The organism is Paraburkholderia phymatum STM815, from assembly GCF_000020045.1.
GTDB classification, from domain to species: Bacteria; Pseudomonadota; Gammaproteobacteria; order Burkholderiales; family Burkholderiaceae; genus Paraburkholderia; species Paraburkholderia phymatum.
In genome coordinates, this window is sequence record NC_010622.1 from 2,167,335 (window position 1) to 2,184,380 (window position 17,046).

A 17,046-nucleotide genomic window follows, 5' to 3' on the forward strand; every position below is an offset into this window, starting at 1 on the left:
GGAACAGCAAATGACTGACAACAACAAGACTCTGCTTCCGTGCCCGTTTTGCGGTGCAACGCCGTTCCTACATCGAGGCGAAGGAATCGTCGGCATCTCATGCGGCCTCGACTCCGCATGCAATAAGACTGGGCTTTGCGTGGCATTCTCTCCCGAGAAAGAGGCTTCCGCGATCGACGCGTGGAATCGGCGCGCCGCCCCTGTCGCTGACAGCGCAGAAAAAAGCCCCGCTTCCAATGGAAAGCGAGGCAAGAACTGCGGGCATTCCGAGGGTTGCGTCTGGCCCGCTGACGACATGATCGACGAACAGCGCCCCGCGGTGATTCGGCAATTTCCGAATGTCGATGCAGAAGCGTCTGCAATGGCGAAAGATGCAGAGCGGTATCGGTATCTGCGCCACTTCACGCGCGGCCAGCAGACTTTCGGTGGCGTATCGACTGGCGCTGCCCCCCGGCTGCAATGGTTCGAGTTTCCCGCTGTTGCGCCGCTTGGCAATGTCATGAAAGGCGCCGTATCTCAGCATCTCGACGAAGCCATCGACGCCGCTATCGCGGCATCCGCGCACAGGGCTGAACCTCGTGAATGTTGAAGCCAGCCACCAAGGCGCCGGCACTGAAGAAAGCGAGGCTAAAGACCACGCATCCCATACCGAATTTCAGAATGGGCATGTGCGAATCCGGCTCCTTAAACCCCATCAACTCATTGAAAAGGACGTTTTGAGTAAGGTACGAGCAAACAAACGCTCCGCCGACGCAGACAAGACCGAGAACAAACAGACATATCGAGAGCTTAAGAGACCCGGGGTCAACTGCCGCACTGACTTTGTCGTACGCAGCAATGATGCCCGCGGCGGCGCCGCCGTTGAGGAGCGCCATGAGCTTAAAGGCCTCGATGGATACCGTGATCATCGATTTGTATGTTTCCAGCGCATGGTCGTCTTTAAAGCTTGCACCCATAAAACCCCCGTTTTTCGAGGCATCGTAGCATGAGCGAGAACAGCAAAATCGAATGGACAGACCACACGTTCAATCCGTGGGAAGGCTGCCAGAAGGTCGGGCCCGGCTGCGATCACTGCTACGCCGAGACGCGCAATGCGCGCTTCGCGGGCGGTACCGCTATCAACTGGGGACCGGGCGCGCCGCGGCGCCGCACGTCGCCTGCGAACTGGCGTAAGCCGCTGCACTGGAATGCGGTGCACGGGAACTTCCTCTATCAGCACGGTCGTCGCCAGCGCGTGTTCTGCGCATCGCTCGCGGACGTATTTGATAACGCCGTTGATCCGGCATGGCGCGCCGATCTCTTCGCGTTAATCAAGCAGACACCGAACCTCGACTGGCTGCTTCTGACCAAGCGCATCGGCAACGTCCCAGCGATGTTGGCAGAGATCGGCATTACGGGCCTGCCGTGGAACGTGTGGCTCGGCGCGACCATCGTCAACCGGTCAGAGATGCTGCGCGACGCTGAAAAGCTTCTCACTGTGGAGGCGCGCGTGCGCTTCTGGAGCGTCGAACCGATGCTCGGCGACCTCGGAGACATACCATCCGAACTGCTCCCAGACTGGGTCATCTGCGGCGGTGAAAGCGGCCATGGCGCGCGACCGATGCATCCCGACTGGGCGCGATCGCTGCGCGATCAATGCGATGCGGCCGGAGTTCAATTCCTGTTCAAGCAATGGGGCGAGTGGATGCCTGCCGACGCTGATGACTGCGACCCGGGTATCGATAGTCGACGCCTGATGTGGAGCGACGGCGCCCCCTATTCAGAACAGGATGGCCAGCGCGCCGCAGCCCTCTTGGCACACGTCGGCAAGAAAGCCGCAGGCCGCCTGCTCGACGGCCGCACGCGCGATGGATTTCCGCGAGATGCGGCATGAGCGCGATCACAGCCCGCGCTCACGTCGATCCGCGGGCCGATCAACGCCTACCCGCCGAAGTCAGTTGCGCCGAGCAGAACCATTGCGAGAGTCGGATTGGCTCGCCGGGATTTGTACGCGGCCTCGCGAATCTTCTCGGCATGCGTCTGGAATATGTCCAGCCGCTTTGCAAAGTGCTCACTTCCGGCGAGCACTCCGAGGGCGGTGCCAGTAATCCGTGCAGGCACGTTACCGTCCCGGTCGCGAACCACGAAACTGATGTAATCACCGGTCGTAACGTCGCTGACGTCGGTTATTTGAAAACTCTGCTCCATCGCCATGACACCTCCTTCGTTAAGGGACGAAGACACAGTACTACAGCACGCGACCAGAATCACATCACCGAGCATAAAAGAAGAATTTGCATGGAAGCAGCAGCACAGCGACTACTCGAAACCACCCGCCGCAACTGGAGCATCAAATGATCGGATCGATGTTTCTTTCAGCAGAAGAGCTCGTCGAACTGACCGGCCGCCGCCAGCGCGCTTCGCAGGAAGCAGCGCTGCGCGCGATGGGCATCGAGCACAAGGTACGCGCCGATGGCCGCCTGGTCGTCTCGCGCCGTCACGTCGAGCAGCAGCTCGGCGCGGCCGGCGACAGCAGCGCGCAACACGAAGTTATGCCGGATTGGAGCGCAGCGTAATGCCGAAGGCCAGAAATAAAGAGAACAAGGGCCTCCCGGCCCGCTGGCGTCAGATTCACGGGGCTTACTACTACCGCGTGCCGGACGGGCTGGAATCTGCATGGGATGGGAAGAAGCAGTTCCGGCTCGGTAAGACGCTGCCGGAAGCATACAAGGCATGGGCTGACCGTCTGGCGACGCTCGACGATGCGAAGACCATCGGCGAGTTGCTCGACCGGTACGCGCTTGAAGTCGTGCCGAACAAGGAAATCACGACACAGGCGCACAACGCCGTTGCGATCAAGCGCCTGCGCGCCGTGCTCGGCGCCGTGCCGCTGACGTCGATCAAGCCGCGCCATGTCTATCAATACATCGATAAGCGCTCAGCGAAGACCGCAGCGAAGCGCGAAATCGAAGTTCTCTCGCACGCGTACACGAAGGCCGTCGAGTGGGGCTATCTCGACCGACATCCGTTCAAACGAGAAGTCCGACTCGAAGGTCAGAAGCCGCGCACCCGCTACATCGAAGACTGGGAGATCGTCGAATGCCTGTCGCTCGAAGCGCGCCGAAAGTCCGGAAGCGTGCTCGCGATTCAGGCGTACATCCGGATCAAGCTGCTCACCGGCCTGCGCCGTGGCGACCTGCTGCGACTGACGATGTCCGATCTGAAGGATGACGGGATTCACGTGACGCCCGGCAAGACTGAGAACACGACGGGCAAGCGGCTGATTTACGAGTGGACCGACGAGTTGCGCGGCGCCGTCGCAATGGCGAAGTCCGCGCGGCCGGTGACGATCGCGCCTTGGCTCTTTTGCAACCGCCGCGGCGAGTGCTACTTCAATGAGGAAACCGGGCGCGCCGGCGGATGGGACACGATGTGGCGCAACTTCATGGAGCGCGTCCTCGGCGAGACGAAGGTCAAAGAGCACTTCACCGAGCACGACATGCGGGCGAAATGCGCCAGCGATGCCGAGACGCTCGAACACGCGCAAGCGCTGCTCGCGCATGCGGACGGCAAGGTGACGGAGAGGATTTATCGTCGCAAACCGGAGCGCGTGAAGCCGCTCCGCTGATGGCCTGAACGCGTGCCATAGGAGAAAAGCAACGCCAATAGAAACAATGGCTTAGCGAATCATACGATGTTCACCTATGGCACATTGTTGAACGCACAACCTATTGTTTTCTTTGTCTAAAGCGGCGGCTATCGGCATAGGTTAATAGCCTATCGGGGGTTCGAATCCCCCTCTCTCCGCCAGATTCAATGACAAAGCCCCGTAATTCAATGATTTGCGGGGATTTTGTTTTTTCGACCCACAAAACAACTACGGTCAGCACCCCTCGCACATTGCAACGGCCTTTGATTGCGCGTGCATCTTCCCCGCGCACTGTCTAAAGCTACATGGACTCGTTTCGAGTATTGAACATACGCCAATGAAAAGCCGCGCACGAGGCGCGGCTAACGTTACATGCCCGGTCTTTGCTGCGCCGGGTCAAGGGCACCCGGCAACGGCCAGATACTTGCGCCTGGCCTCGTCCGATACGCATTGATCCAAATATTTGCACGCCGGGCACCAGTGACCCGCCAGCACTGTCATCGGGGCCGTTGACCAGGCATGGCCCCGTGCGCACTCCCATTCGAGCTTCGTCGTGACGTTCACGTAGGCGTCCGAGAGGCAGCGCCCGCCACGCTCGCGAGCGATCTCGTTCATTTCCCCAATGGTATGGTTCGAGCGTTCCGCATGGGCGCACTTCGGGCACCATGTTCCACCCTTGATATTTGCGGGCGCGGCCAGCCAGCGGTGTCCACGGCAGCATTCCCAGCGCAGCAGACGCGCGCTCGTTTCATAGGTGTCCGACAGGCATTTGCCACCGCGACTCGCGGCCAACAGGTGCATGTCCTCAAGCCTCGATGAGCGGCGTCCCTGCTTCGCACAGATTGCGCACCAGAAGCCGTTGCGTACCCTGGCGGGGGACGTGATCCATTCGTGACCTTCGGCACAGCGCCAGCGTAACTTGCCTGTCGGACCGGCGTACTCCGTAGACAGGCACTGGCCGTCATGCCTCGCTGCGAGCGCATGCATGTCATTCATGGTCCCCTTCCGGCTATCAGCGGCACACGCCGGACACCACGCCCCGGCCACACGTATGCTGGCGGGCGTGGCCTCCCACGTGTGGCCTTGATGACATTCCCACCACAGTTTTGTGCGGCTGTTCACGTAGGTTTCGGAAAGGCATTTGCCGCCGCGTTCACGAGCGAGTGTGTGCATTGCAGGGAGCCAGACCGCGCTATGTTCGTCGTGGGCGCAAGTCGCACACCACTTGCCCTGACGCACACTAAATGGTGTCGCCTCCCACTCGTGGCCCCGCACACATCGCCAGCGGAGTTCCGTATGGATATTCCGGTAGTCGGTCGATATGCACCGCCCACCGTGGCGAGCGGCCAGCCGTTGCATATCGTCCAGCGTCAATGGGGCAGACATTCAGGTCGAACATCCCGCATCGGGACTTGCCTTGACATGATTGGCCCCGCATGGACAGAGCACCTGGTCGCCGTCGAGTACGCTCGCGCGCCCGTCCTCGTCCATCTCCGTTCCCGTACCTTGAATCGGATGCTCGCCCGGACACCTGCCACAGGTCGCCATTTCCCGGTCAAGGGCGATGCGCCGCTCGCCGTCGAACATCGTGGATGCCTTCGCGATCACATGTCCGCCCGTCGTCGTTTCGTCGCGGTTACATACGAGTGCCTTGCCCATACTTTTCTTTCCCTTCCAGTTCATTCGTTCCGACCACCCTTGCGCAGCCTGACGGGATGATGATTTTGCCGCAGTGGTCGTTGGTGTCACCGAGACGGATGAGATTGATCATTGTTTATTCGCTGGTGGAAACGGGTCTACAAGGTCAGCGGAACGGACCCAGCCGGTTGTGACTCGCCCTTCTGAGGCCGAATCAGGATTCGTATAGCGTACATAGGAATAATTGCTCGAAGTCTTTAGAACGACCACCACATCCCCGGTCACTAGATACGCCCGCGTGCTATCAAAGCGTGAGCCGATTCTTTTATAGAAGACTGATTTTTTAGAAATTGCGCGAATACCAATTGCTTCAATCTTATTCTCGACAGTATAGCGAACAACATCTTTGTCGCTTGGCCTCTTTCCAAACGAACCAACTGCCCAGCCGACGCATCCTGGTGCAGGATTGTCAATGCGGACGATCCGCTGGTCGTGCAGGCTATACACATCCCCTGCCGAATCAAAGCGACCATCTCGATCCTTGTATCGATATGATTTAGGGGGGAAGGTAAAGGAGAACGAATTTATGCCAGCACCAGAATACTCTCCTTCCTTGACTGAAGACTTCATAGCCCGATAGAAAAAGAATTCACAATTCTTGTCACCCTCGACCGAACCGTAATAGCCAATCACCTCCCCCCGATCTTTTAACATAATCATATTTGGAGAATCAAAAATCAACAGATCAGCGGCATTAGTCGCACCCGAAAATGACAAAGCGGCGACAATCATGGTAATGAATTCATTTAAACGACGCATAGAAATCCCCTAAATTCTTTGCATAGTCTGGATTCTTCTTGCGCCAGTTCCCGCCGTTGTAATAAGTTGCAACATCTTCCCACTTCTTGTCCTTTAAAGCCTTAACAGCTTGTGGTTTCACATTCTTCATGAAAGCCTCAAAAACTTTTACCTGCTCATCTATTCCTTTCATGTGCTGGTTTGCAAAATCCACAGCAGAAGAAAATCCACATCCATCGTAAGCTTCACCAAGTATTTGAAACGCGCCCCACGAACTCGACTTAGCAGCGGCTTCCATATCCAAGCTTGCCGCACGGCAGAATCTTTCGTATTGATGCAACCCCTCCTTTCCGAATCCACCTGATGCCGGATTACAGATGTCCGGATATTTTTTTGCGTAGGGGCTTACTGGTTTATTTTTACTATTTTTATTCGTATCAGGCATAGTATAAGCGTAAAATTTATGCCGCTCATATAGAATTCGTGGCAAGCCATTTTTATCAAATCCATGATCCGGCTGCCACATCCCTTTGCCGACAGTTTCCTGTTTTGATAGCGCCTTAATAGCTGCGGCCTCACAGCCAAGCGAATTTGCCAAATAACTGAAGTGGTCATCCGTCAATAGTATTGATTTCGGATAACTAAGCCTGGACCCAAGCACATTGAGCGCGACCGTTTGAGGCTTGCCGGTATCGACAACTTTGTAATGGTGTTCAATGGTAATCTTCGTTTTCTTTTTATGGGTTACAGGATCTTCCGTCACGTCCTTCTTTTTCTCGGGAAAATCCTTCTTCACGCGACCCTGCTCGGTAACTTTCTGCGACCAGCCAATATACGGCCCGAAGTCGTGAACCAGACGCGCAATGGTCATAACCTCGCCTTGCTGAACAACCGGTAGGTCGAGGTTCTGCTGCAACTCTTCTGTGGGCGTCAGCTTCGTCGTCGCTTCCAGGTGGTACTCTGGACTGACAATCGTGAATGCGCTGATGTCCTTTTTCGGCGTCACGGTCGCCTTCCACACGTACTCGCCACGTTGGTTCTTCACCAGCACATCAATCGGCTGGTTGCGCGCAGCGTTCTGGATCGTCAGGGCGTAGCCGTCCTTGTCCGTTACTAGCGCATCTGCCTTGTTATCCACCATCGGCACGGAAGGATTCGCTGCGGGGGCCGACGCCGGATCTGTAGCAGGCGGATCATCACCGTCTGGTCCAAGTTTCCATGCGGGCGCTTGCGGAGCGCCCGCACCCGCCTTAATCTGAACGGTGAGCCCTTCAATTGGTTTTTGCAGCGTATCCCTAAACAGGAAAGTCACTTCGACGTAGGGTGACGGCGGAGCCTTAGGCCCTGCCGGATGCTGTGTGTGATGCGGATGAGCCATCAATTACCTTTCACAAATCATTTTAAAGAGCAAGCCCGTTTCAAGCCTGCGCGGAGTCATCTTCCAGTTCGTGGTGGTCGTAAGCGTCTTCGACCACGCCCCAATCTCCCGCCCCGATCTCACACCTGACCTTCACCGCTTCTGCCGTGCTGACGATCAACGTTGCACCATCGGTCAGCATGCCTTGTTGCTTGAGCGTGCCATCCGGCAGATAGATGCGATACGGCTGGTTGGCGACGGTAAGTCCATCTCCCTGGTTTTCAGCGATCGTACCGACATCAAACTTCTGCAAATACAACTCAGCAGGGCTCTGCATCAGTGACATGATGGGCATTGGCGGCAACGGTAAGCGCTTTGAAGCCGCCCCCGACTTACTCCACTTCGCCCCCTTCTCCAGAATCGGTCCCGGCGAGCCGTTCACAATGCCGCTACCGTTGATCTGGATATACGAGCCACCCGCACCAATCCAGATTTCCTTCGCGGCGGTGATAATGATTTTTCCGTTCGTGCTGCTGATCGTGAGGTCCTTCAGGGCCGCCAGCGCCATTGCGTCACCTTGGGCCTGAATCTCGACCTTGCCCTTCGCCGCAAACAGGCGGATGCCAAGCCCTGTCACGAACGAGAGGGCACCCCGCACCGACGCCAGCCACGAGCGGCCCGACGCAATGCTCACGTCGCGGCCCGCCGTGATCGCGTGATCGTTCTGGCTGTGCAGATGCATGCTGTCGCTGGCGGTCGCTGCGATGCCCGCCGCGCTCGCCAGTACGAGGTCGGGCCGCGTCATCTCCGGCGACGGGTTCGCGGTGCTTTTCGCGCCGCCCTTGATCGCGTCGTTCTGCGCCTTCATGCCCGCCGCTGCGTCGCCCTGGCTCACCTGCGCGTCCTGCGCCTTGTGCCGCCTGGCGAACTGCGCCATGTCCTCGTGCAGTTCGCGCGCCTGCGTGAGCCGCTGCACCGTCTCGCCCATGTCCTTTACGGGCGCACCCGCGCCAGCGCGCGTCTCGGTCGTCAGCAGCAGGCCCCGGTTTGCGCGCGCCACGCCATGCGCCTCGGTCGCCAGTTCGAACCCCTCGCCACGTGCCTCGCTGCGGCCCTGGTGCCGGTCGATGCGCGTGTTGCTGCCCAGCACCAGACGCGACTGCGCGTGGTCGCTTGCCACCTGCACCTGGAGCTTGCCCGGTGTATCGTCGGTGACAACGCTGTTGGTCGTTGGCCCCTCCAGGTCCTCGCTCAGCCAGCCCGAAAGCGCCTGGTTCGCGGGCAGCGGCCACGGCGGTTCGTGGAACTGGTTCACGTGCCGTCCCGCGATATACGGCTTGTCCGGATCATTGTCCTGATACCCGATCACCACCTCGTGGCCCGCGCGCGGAATGTAGATCGCGCCGTAGTTCGCACCCTGCCATGGCGACGACACCCGCACCCAGCAGCTTGAGTCCTGGTCCTGCTGGCCCTCGCGATCCCACGGGAACCAGACCTTCGCGCGGCCATACCTGTCGGTCCAGATTTTTGAATCCGAATAGCCCGTCACAATCGCCACCTCGCCGTGCGAGCGCGGTTTTTTCGCCTTCTGCGGCGTGCGGAAATACGTATTGGCGGGCTGCACCGTGAACTGCGTGTCGCACGTGTACTGACGTTGCAGCGCACCCCGGTTCGTCACCGTGTCGTTGTTGACGATCTCGATCTTCGTCGCGACGACCAGGTATTCGCCATTGCCCGGTGCGAGCGGATAGCCTTCCAGGTGGAACGTATAGCCCACCCTCAGCCCGCGCATGTTGCCGCGCCCCTTGCCGCGCAGACTCTTCGCCCGTTTTGCTTCCAGCCGCACGCGTGCCAGGTGCTCGCCCTCGAAGTCCACCTCATTGGGCTGCGCGGCGGTCCCCATCGCCCCGGCCAGCGGCTGCGAGTAGTCGCCCCAGGCGTAGTGCTCGATGTTGTCGTTCGCGCGCTCGCGGTAGTCCGAATCCTTCGCGGCGAGATTCGCGCGCGACTGCGTGTAGTCGTAGTCGGTGACGCTGACCTTGCCCGTGGTCAGGGCGCGTGCGATCTCGAACTGGTATACATGTTCCTCATCGATGCGCTGGCCGTCGCGGTCCTGGTATTGCAGCGTTGCATACGCGGGGCCGTGCTTCTTGTAGGCGGCGGTCGAATCGCACAGCACGAGCGTCGGGCCATCGTAGAAGAACGTGATGCCCCATTCCTGCCACAGGCGATTGAGATAGCCCCAGTCGCTCTCCCAGTACATGCGCTGGTAGTCGCGCTTCGGATACTGCCGGCCAAAGCCGGGGCCGGCCAGGCGCAGTTCATAGTGAAACGGATACTTTTTCAGGATCGTTTCGGAGATTTCCTTGACCGTGAGGTCCTGGAAGATTCTTGAGTCCTGGTTGAGGGTCGCTAAAAAGAGCCATGGGCGAATCCTCAAGCGGTAGAACGCCCGCCGCGTATCCGAGCCGACGCACTGCGCCGAGACGATCAGGCCGGTGATCTCGCGCACGCCCGCGCCGATATTGATCGACGGGGACACGCCGATTGTTCCCGTCTCGTAGGTGCCGCTACCCTCGGTGGCGATCTTCACCGTCACCTGCTTGCCGACCAGTTCGTCCACCTTGACCATGGCTCTTGCCTCATGCACGGTCAGGCCGATATCGTCCTTCGTCGCAATCTCGACGGTGTAGTCGTAGAGCCTGCCGAGCTTTTCGGTGCCGGTCAGGCGCGATACCGTGAAGAGGCATTCATCCTGCCACTTCGGCAGGCCCGCGCTGACTATCTCCAGCGTACGGGGTTGGTCAAGCCATGACATGCGGTGCTCCGTGGTGAATCAGGAAAGAAGATCGGCAGACTTCGCGCACGCCATACGCGGCGGCCACCGGGCGATCAGGCCGCGCCGTCCCAAAGACAGCTCCGTGGCCGTGGGCCAGACGATTCGCCACGTTGCGCGCGCAACCGTTGACCGCCCAGTTCTACCCTCGAAGGGGGACGGATGCAATTTTTGAGATGCACGTTTAACGAAAATTGACACTGCCACTGCTACGGACGGCTGGCGGAGATTCAGGTGAACGTGCGGCGCAAAATCCTAAGGCACGCTCAATACCGGCGAGCGCAAGCGCTCCCTCACCAAGGCCCGACCATAGGCTCTTGATGTACGGGCGTAAAAAAACCGCCAACCGGCGGTTGCCCGCCTACGACATTCCCGGACGCCAATCCGGGGCCGCGCTGTGAACGCGACAATCTCAGTATGGCGCACGTCGTTACTGGCCCCGGCTATGCGTCCGCGCTCCCTCTGCGCGTCCCTCCTGAAGGATCGCCAGCAATTCCTCGTCGGACATTTCGCGCACGCTGCGCGGCGTCGTGTTGACCTCGGCGCTCACCTCGGCATGCCGGACCGCCTTGCCGAAGCCCCTGTCCAGCAGTTCGCGCACCGCCGCCAGCCGCGTCGCCTCGTTCTCGGCGTGGCGCATCAGGTCCACCAGGCGCGCCACGGCCTCGCCGCCGTACTGGCCCGCCAGCGCGCGAATCTCGGTGGTGGTGCGGTTTGGCGTCCCGGCAACCCGTCCGCCTGTCCTGAACCCCTTCACCATGTGCCCCGTCTACTTGCCTCGATTACAGATGCGCGGCGTGCTGGCGGGACAGTCGCCAGCCTCGTCCCAATCGTCGCTCTCGTCGTCGTCCACGCGCCCTTCAGACTGTCGCCACCGGAAAGGACAGCGCAAATCATCCCGCTCAACCCAGTGAATCAACCCTGTTTCGATATCGTTGCGGATGCGTTCGAAAGTGCGATATCCCGCCAGCCATTCGTCCATACCGGCCTCCGCTTGCGCTCGCGCGCCTGTTGCCGATACCGGACGTTCTACACCATTTGTTGCGATGGCTGGCGGCGGTTTTTGAAGTGCGCGTGTTTTCGCATGCGGTCGCCAGTCGTTGATAAAGCCGAGCGCACGCGCGTGCGTGGCGCGGTAGCTGTCAAGATCAGTCATCGTCATCATCGCTCGCACGCGTCTTGACGATGGACGTGATTTTCCTGAACGCCGTCTGCTCGTCGATCTCGCCGTCGTCGAGTTCGTCAAGCGTGTCCGCGATGCAGCCCAGGGCGTCGTTGTCGTCATCCACGCCGGAGAGCCAGGCGCGGGCCTCTTCGCTGAACTCGCCGCCGCGAAGGTAGAGAAGGCGCATGACTTCGTGAGTCGTCAACATGGCCCTCACTCCTTTTTGGACTTGTTCGCGCCGGGATTGCGGCTCTCATCTATCTGACGCTGCACCCAGCTTATGACTTCGCTCTCGACCCAGCGCACCGCCGCGCTACCGATGGTGACCGGCTTCGGAAACGTACCATCAGAAACGCGCTGATAAGTCGCGCTTCTCTGCAAGCCGCAAAGCTCGCTCATGCGGCGACGCGGGATAAGAACGGGGATGGTTTTGTCTGCCATGTCTCACCTCGGTGGGGTAAGGTGCGCGCCGGGATGGCGCGGCATGGCTTGAAGTCAATCGCGAAGCGACAGGAAATGCAACGCAGTTGCGGCGGACCCTGTGAGGGCTGCGAAAAGGCCGCACCGCAATTGCGGTGGCCGCCGCCAACACGGCAAAAAGCGCGCGCCGTAATTGCGGCGGTCCGCGTTATCGCGACCCACAAAAATATAGCGGATTCGCGCGGATTGGAAAGCTAGGTTATGGCGTGCCAGATTGGCATAATGCACGCCAGTATTGGGGTTCGCGGAAAACGGCGGATTCTTTTGGCAGGGTTCCAGGCGGCCCCTCTGTCCGCCCCACGCCCCTCACGGATGCCGGATATAGTCCACGAGCGCCCGCGTATACGCATCCGGTTTCCGGTCGACGAGACTCGCCAGCACCGCTACCAGAAATCCCGCCGGCACGCCGAACACACCCGAACTGATCGGCTCGATGCCGAACCAGCGCGGCCCGACGAAGCCCGTCAACTGCGTGAAGAACGGATACGTCGACACGATGTACCAGATGCACACAAGCAGTCCTGCCACCATCCCCGCCACCGCGCCAAGGCGCGTCGTGCGCTTCCAGAACACACCGAGCACGAGCACGGGAAAGAGGCTCGACGCCGCCAGCGAAAACGCCGCGCCCACCAGAAACAGGATGTTCCCCGCATTCAGCGACGCCACGTATGACGCCAGCAGCGCGACCCCGAGCAGCAGAATCTTCGAGACCGTCACCCGCTTCTGACTCGACGCCTCGGGGTCGACCATGTGGTAGTACACATCGTGCGAGAGCGCGTTGGCGATGGTGAGCAGCAGCCCATCGGCTGTCGATAGCGCCGCCGCCAGCGCGCCCGCCGCAATCAGCCCAGACATCACATACGGCAGCCCCGCTATCTCAGGCGCGGCCAACACGACCATGTCAGGCTGCATCTGGATCTCGCTCCAGCGCACGATGCCATCGCCGTTCACATCGGCGATACCGATCAGGTACGGCTCCACGCGCCGCCATTGCATCACCCATTGCGGAAGTTCGGAAAAGCGATGCCCAACCAGATTCGACAGAACCTCGTACTTGATCAGCACCGCCAGCACGGGCACCGTCAGATAGAACAGCGCGACGAAGAACAGCGTCCAGCCGACCGAGCGCCGCGCCGACGCCACCGACGTCGTCGTGTTATAGCGCGTGAGGATATGCGGCAGGCTCGCCGTCCCGAGCGACAAACACAGCAGCAACGAAAGAAAGTTGCGCTGGTGCAACTGGCGCTCGTCTTCGTTCGCGGCGGGAAACGGCTCGTGCATCGGCACAGGCTGCGCCGCGCGCTGCATCATCTCGTCGCGCTGCTGCGCCCACACGATCTGCGCCGTCGCCGCATCGCGCGGAAAGCGCGCGATGCGGCGCTGGAGATCGGCGATCTCGCGCAGCGGTCCGTTATGCCGCCGCAAATCGTCCAGCTGCTCGGTCAGGCGGCTCTTCTCGTCGATGAACGACTGCGGCAGGCTGTCGATCTGTGTCTGCATCAACGCGGCGCGCATCCGATAATCGTCGCGCACCGCCTGCTCCGACGGCGCATCGCGCACGCTGCGCTCGAGCGGTTCGATGCGTTCCATCAACCGCCCATAGCTCAGTTGCGGGACCCAGCCGAGGCCGTCCTTGTGCGCAATCATCGACACAGGAATCAGAAACGCCACGATCAGGATGATGTACTGCGCGACCTGCGTCCACGTCACCGCGCGCATGCCGCCAAGGAACGAGCACACGAGAATGCCCGCGAGCCCGCAGAAGATGCCGATCGCAAAGTCGACGCCGATGAAGCGCGTCGCGATCAGACCGACCCCCTGGATCTGCGCAACGAGATAGACGAACGAACACAGGATCGCAGACAGCGCGGCGAGGCCGCGCACAGCATTGCTCGAAAAGCGCGTGCCGAGGAAGTCGGGAATCGTGTAGCGCGCGAGCTTGCGCACATAGGGCGCGAGCAGAAACGCGACGAGGCAGTAGCCGCCCGTCCAGCCCATCGTGTAGGCGAGACCGTCGTAGCCCGTCGCATACAGACTGCCCGCGAGCCCGATGAACGACGCCGCCGACAGCCAGTCCGCCGCGGTCGCCATGCCATTGAACGCGGACGGCACGCGCCGCCCCGCCACATAGTATTCGACGAGATCGGAGGTGCGCGACAGCAGCCCGATCACCGCATACACGGCGATCGGCACGAACAGGAACACGTAGCCGATCCACATGCCCGGCCCGCTCGCCGCCTCGATGCGCCAGAGCAGATAGATGAACGCGAAAAAGCCAAGCGTGTAAAACGAATACGAACGGATGAGCCGATGCGCGAGTTTCATCGGTCGGCTGTACGCCCGGCGAGGTCGTCCTGCGCGCCGGCTTCGAGCACGCGTTGAAGCGTCGCGTCCGCGCGTTGCATCAGCAGGATATATACGACGATCAGCACCAGGTACACGACGATCGCACCCTGCGCGCCCATGTAGAACGGCAGGCTGAAGCCCGCGAAGCGCACCTGGACAAGGCTGCGCGCGATCAGCGGCACGACGAACGAGACGAAAAAGCCGATCAGCATCAACGCTGCAATCAACGCGACATTGAAGCGCCAGTAACGCGCGTGCGCGCGCGCCATCGCCTCCGTGACGGGCGGCGGTTCGGGCATGGGATTGATCGTGTGTCGTGAAATGTCGTGTGGCGCGGCCATGCGCCTATTTATCAAAAACGTGTGGCATCGGCAATCGGGGTTGTCCGCGCAACGAACTGCTCGCGGCTCGAACGCCCTACAAAGCGGCGTGGCGCTCCATGAAAAACGGCGCATCCGCAGGAGATGCGCCGCTCATTCTTCTACTCACCTTCAGGCCGTACTTACGTTCAGCGCGACTCGCCCAGTTGATCGAGAATCGCCGGATTCTCGAGCGTCGAGACGTCCTGCGTGATCTCCTCGCCCTTCGCGAGCGAGCGCAGCAGACGGCGCATGATCTTGCCCGAACGCGTCTTTGGCAGGTTGTCGCCGAAACGGATGTCCTTCGGCTTCGCGATCGGGCCGATTTCCTTGCCGACCCAGTTGCGCAGATCGGCCGCGATCTTCGCGGCCTCTTCGCCTTCGGGACGCGCGCGCTTGAGCACCACGAACGCGCACACGGCTTCGCCCGTGGTGTCGTCGGGACGGCCTACCACGGCGGCTTCCGCGACGAGCGGATTCGCGACCAGCGCCGACTCGATCTCCATCGTGCCGAGACGGTGGCCCGACACGTTCAGCACGTCGTCGATACGGCCCATGATCGTGAAGTAGCCGGTCTCCTTGTCGCGCACCGAGCCGTCGCCTGCGAGATACAGCGTGCCGCCCAGTTCTTCCGGGAAGTAGCTCTTCTTGTAACGCTCGGGGTCGCCCCAGATCGTGCGGATCATCGATGGCCACGGACGCTTGACGACGAGAATGCCGCCCTGCCCGTTCGGCACGTCCTGACCGGTCTCATCGACCACTGCCGCCATGATGCCCGGCAGCGGCAGCGTGCACGAACCCGGGACGAGCGGCGTCGCGCCCGGCAGCGGCGTGATCATGTGGCCGCCCGTTTCCGTCTGCCACCACGTATCGACGATCGGGCAGCGCGAGCCGCCCACGTTTTCGTAGTACCACACCCACGCTTCCGGATTGATCGGCTCGCCGACCGTGCCGATGATGCGCAAGGTGGACAGGTCGTAGCTCTTCGGATGCACTTTCGGGTCGGCCTCCGCGGCCTTGATGAGCGAGCGGATCGCCGTCGGCGCGGTGTAGAACACGGTGACCTTGTGCTTCTGGATCATGTCCCAGAAGCGCCCCGCGTTCGGATAGGTCGGCACGCCTTCGAACACGACCTGTGTGCCACCCAGCGTGAGCGGACCATACGTGATGTAGCTGTGGCCCGTGACCCAGCCGATGTCGGCCGTGCACCAGAAGACATCCGTCGGCTTCCAGTCGAAGGTCCACTTCATCGTCTGGGCGGCCCACAACAGATAGCCGCCCGTGCTGTGCTGCACGCCTTTCGGTTTGCCCGTCGACCCCGACGTGTAGAGGATGAAGAGCGGATGCTCGGCGCCGACCCACTCGGGCGGGCAGTGATCCGACTCGCTCGCAGTGATCTCGTGCATCCACAGGTCGCGCTTGTCGTCCCAGCCGATCTTGCCGCCCGTGCGCTGATAGACGATCACGCTTTTCACGGCCTCGCAGCCGCCCATCGCGAGCGCTTCGTCGGCGATGTTCTTCAGCGGCAGTGCCTTGCCGCCGCGCATCTGTTCGTCCGACGTGACCAGCGCAACCGCGCCCACGTCGACCAGACGCTCGTTCAGCGACTTCGAAGAAAAGCCGCCGAACACCACCGAGTGCGTTGCGCCGATCCGCGCGCACGCCTGCATCGCGACAATGCCTTCGACCGACATCGGCATATAGATGACGACGCGATCGCCCTTCTTGATGCCACGTTGCTTCAGCGCATTCGCGAAGCGTGACACCCGTTGCAGCAGGTCGTTGTATGTGACGTTGGTGATGGTGCCGTCGTCGGCTTCGAAGATGATCGCGACGCGCTCGCCGTTACCCGCTTCGACATGCCGGTCGATGCTGTTGTACGACGCGTTCAGCTCGCCATCGTCGTACCACTTGTAGAAAGGTGCGTTCGATTCGTCGAGCACCTTCGTGAAAGGCTTGTTCCAGCTGAGCGTCTCGCGCGCCAGCCTGCCCCAGAAGCCTTCGTAATCGCGCTCCGCCTCGGCGACGAGCGCCTTGTATGCGTCCATGCCGGACACAGTCGCCTGTGCCGCCACTTCGGCCGAAGGCTGAAACACGCGGCGTTCTTGAAGAACCGATTCAATCGCAGACATCGACAACCCCTTGGTGAAGATGAAACGTCAATTCTTGCCGGTGCGCTCGCGATGCAGGCCTTGGCTGGCGCAGCGCGTCGCTCCGTGTCGTGTAAGTGGCGCCGCTCGAGTTTGCCTGCGGCGTGTCTCCCACCCTCGTGCTCAATGTCACGAGCACTCAACAGCTTCGATCAGTTCCCACGATAAGCGTTGCAACTTACCGCGTACTTACGTGCCCGCCGACTGCTTTATAGGCGAAAACACCAGGTATCCACGCGTCGCGGTGAAGCGGGGCATGCAAGCATGCCGCAAGGCTTGCGCCCGGTTG

The 17,046-nt window shown here is 60.8% G+C and carries 19 protein-coding genes and 1 pseudogene; 5 read left to right on the forward strand and 15 right to left on the reverse strand.

The genetic code is table 11. The annotated features are described in order from the left end of the window. The first annotated feature begins 10 nt into the window (after positions 1 to 10). Positions 11 to 589: a Lar family restriction alleviation protein gene (locus BPHY_RS44195; protein WP_012401311.1), complete on the forward strand. Its 579-nt coding sequence runs from the start codon at positions 11 to 13 to the stop codon at positions 587 to 589. On the opposite strand, the gene BPHY_RS09790 is transcribed toward BPHY_RS44195, so the two are convergent. After that, on the reverse strand, positions 546 to 956 hold the full coding sequence (locus BPHY_RS09790; protein ID WP_041763520.1) for a hypothetical protein: 411 nt from the start codon (positions 954 to 956) through the stop codon (positions 546 to 548). The two genes, BPHY_RS44195 and BPHY_RS09790, sit on opposite strands and share 44 nt — an antisense overlap. Positions 957 to 985: 29 nt before the next feature. Here BPHY_RS09790 and BPHY_RS09795 point away from each other — a divergent pair, with 29 nt between their 5' ends. The 4 genes from BPHY_RS09795 to BPHY_RS09810 are packed head-to-tail and all read left to right on the forward strand — an operon-like array spanning position 986 to position 3,607. Then, positions 986 to 1,873: a phage Gp37/Gp68 family protein gene (locus tag BPHY_RS09795; RefSeq protein WP_012401313.1), complete on the forward strand. Its 888-nt coding sequence runs from the start codon at positions 986 to 988 to the stop codon at positions 1,871 to 1,873. Continuing rightward, positions 1,870 to 2,337 (forward strand): hypothetical protein, encoded by a 468-nt coding sequence (locus BPHY_RS41685; protein ID WP_157686531.1) that lies wholly within the window; start codon positions 1,870 to 1,872, stop codon positions 2,335 to 2,337. The genes BPHY_RS09795 and BPHY_RS41685 overlap by 4 nt, the downstream gene beginning before the upstream one ends. An 8-nt stretch (positions 2,338 to 2,345) precedes the next feature. Further along, positions 2,346 to 2,555 (forward strand): DUF4224 domain-containing protein, encoded by a 210-nt coding sequence (locus BPHY_RS09805; RefSeq protein ID WP_041763929.1) that lies wholly within the window; start codon positions 2,346 to 2,348, stop codon positions 2,553 to 2,555. Further along, positions 2,555 to 3,607: a tyrosine-type recombinase/integrase gene (locus BPHY_RS09810; RefSeq protein WP_012401316.1), complete on the forward strand. Its 1,053-nt coding sequence runs from the start codon at positions 2,555 to 2,557 to the stop codon at positions 3,605 to 3,607. Before BPHY_RS09805 ends, BPHY_RS09810 begins: the two co-directional genes overlap by 1 nt. Positions 3,608 to 4,024: 417 nt before the next feature. Here BPHY_RS09810 and BPHY_RS43075 read toward each other — a convergent pair whose 3' ends face one another. From BPHY_RS43075 to acs, 14 genes and pseudogenes are all read right to left on the reverse strand, one after another. After that, positions 4,025 to 4,624, reverse strand: coding sequence for a hypothetical protein (locus BPHY_RS43075; RefSeq protein WP_244304905.1), 600 nt, complete (start codon positions 4,622 to 4,624; stop codon positions 4,025 to 4,027). A gap of 33 nt (positions 4,625 to 4,657) precedes the next feature. Further along, positions 4,658 to 5,014 (reverse strand): annotated as a pseudogene (locus tag BPHY_RS44440) (zinc-ribbon domain-containing protein); the annotation flags it as partial. Next, positions 5,015 to 5,287, reverse strand: coding sequence for a PAAR domain-containing protein (locus tag BPHY_RS09815; RefSeq protein WP_157686533.1), 273 nt, complete (start codon positions 5,285 to 5,287; stop codon positions 5,015 to 5,017). Further along, complete coding sequence (locus tag BPHY_RS43825) at positions 5,265 to 5,399, reverse strand: hypothetical protein (RefSeq protein ID WP_279612532.1); 135 nt, start codon at positions 5,397 to 5,399, stop codon at positions 5,265 to 5,267. Before BPHY_RS43825 ends, BPHY_RS09815 begins: the two co-directional genes overlap by 23 nt. Further along, positions 5,396 to 6,058, reverse strand: a complete 663-nt coding sequence (locus tag BPHY_RS41690) for a hypothetical protein (RefSeq protein WP_157686534.1) — start codon at positions 6,056 to 6,058, stop codon at positions 5,396 to 5,398. Before BPHY_RS41690 ends, BPHY_RS43825 begins: the two co-directional genes overlap by 4 nt. A gap of 10 nt (positions 6,059 to 6,068) precedes the next feature. Next, positions 6,069 to 7,442 (reverse strand): N-acetylmuramidase family protein, encoded by a 1,374-nt coding sequence (locus tag BPHY_RS09820; RefSeq protein WP_012401320.1) that lies wholly within the window; start codon positions 7,440 to 7,442, stop codon positions 6,069 to 6,071. 40 nt (positions 7,443 to 7,482) lie between these two features. Beyond that, on the reverse strand, positions 7,483 to 10,239 hold the full coding sequence (locus tag BPHY_RS09825) for a type VI secretion system Vgr family protein (RefSeq protein ID WP_012401321.1): 2,757 nt from the start codon (positions 10,237 to 10,239) through the stop codon (positions 7,483 to 7,485). A 448-nt stretch (positions 10,240 to 10,687) separates the two neighbouring features. Then, complete coding sequence (locus BPHY_RS38630) at positions 10,688 to 11,017, reverse strand: hypothetical protein (RefSeq protein WP_052306073.1); 330 nt, start codon at positions 11,015 to 11,017, stop codon at positions 10,688 to 10,690. Between the two features lie 9 nt (positions 11,018 to 11,026). After that, positions 11,027 to 11,413: a hypothetical protein gene (locus BPHY_RS09835; RefSeq protein ID WP_157686535.1), complete on the reverse strand. Its 387-nt coding sequence runs from the start codon at positions 11,411 to 11,413 to the stop codon at positions 11,027 to 11,029. Beyond that, complete coding sequence (locus BPHY_RS09840) at positions 11,406 to 11,630, reverse strand: hypothetical protein (protein WP_041763522.1); 225 nt, start codon at positions 11,628 to 11,630, stop codon at positions 11,406 to 11,408. Before BPHY_RS09840 ends, BPHY_RS09835 begins: the two co-directional genes overlap by 8 nt. Before the next feature lie 5 nt (positions 11,631 to 11,635). Next, entirely contained in the window at positions 11,636 to 11,863 is a 228-nt protein-coding gene (locus BPHY_RS09845; protein ID WP_012401324.1) for a helix-turn-helix transcriptional regulator, read from the reverse strand. 345 nt (positions 11,864 to 12,208) lie between these two features. After that, a complete protein-coding gene (locus BPHY_RS09850) occupies positions 12,209 to 14,227 on the reverse strand; it encodes a sodium:solute symporter family protein (RefSeq protein ID WP_012401325.1) in 2,019 nt (672 codons plus the stop codon). Further along, a complete protein-coding gene (locus BPHY_RS09855) occupies positions 14,224 to 14,589 on the reverse strand; it encodes a DUF4212 domain-containing protein (protein WP_012401326.1) in 366 nt (121 codons plus the stop codon). The genes BPHY_RS09850 and BPHY_RS09855 overlap by 4 nt, the downstream gene beginning before the upstream one ends. Before the next feature lie 167 nt (positions 14,590 to 14,756). Next, on the reverse strand, positions 14,757 to 16,739 hold the full coding sequence (gene acs, locus BPHY_RS09860; RefSeq protein ID WP_012401327.1) for an acetate--CoA ligase: 1,983 nt from the start codon (positions 16,737 to 16,739) through the stop codon (positions 14,757 to 14,759). Between the last annotated feature and the right edge of the window lie 307 nt (positions 16,740 to 17,046).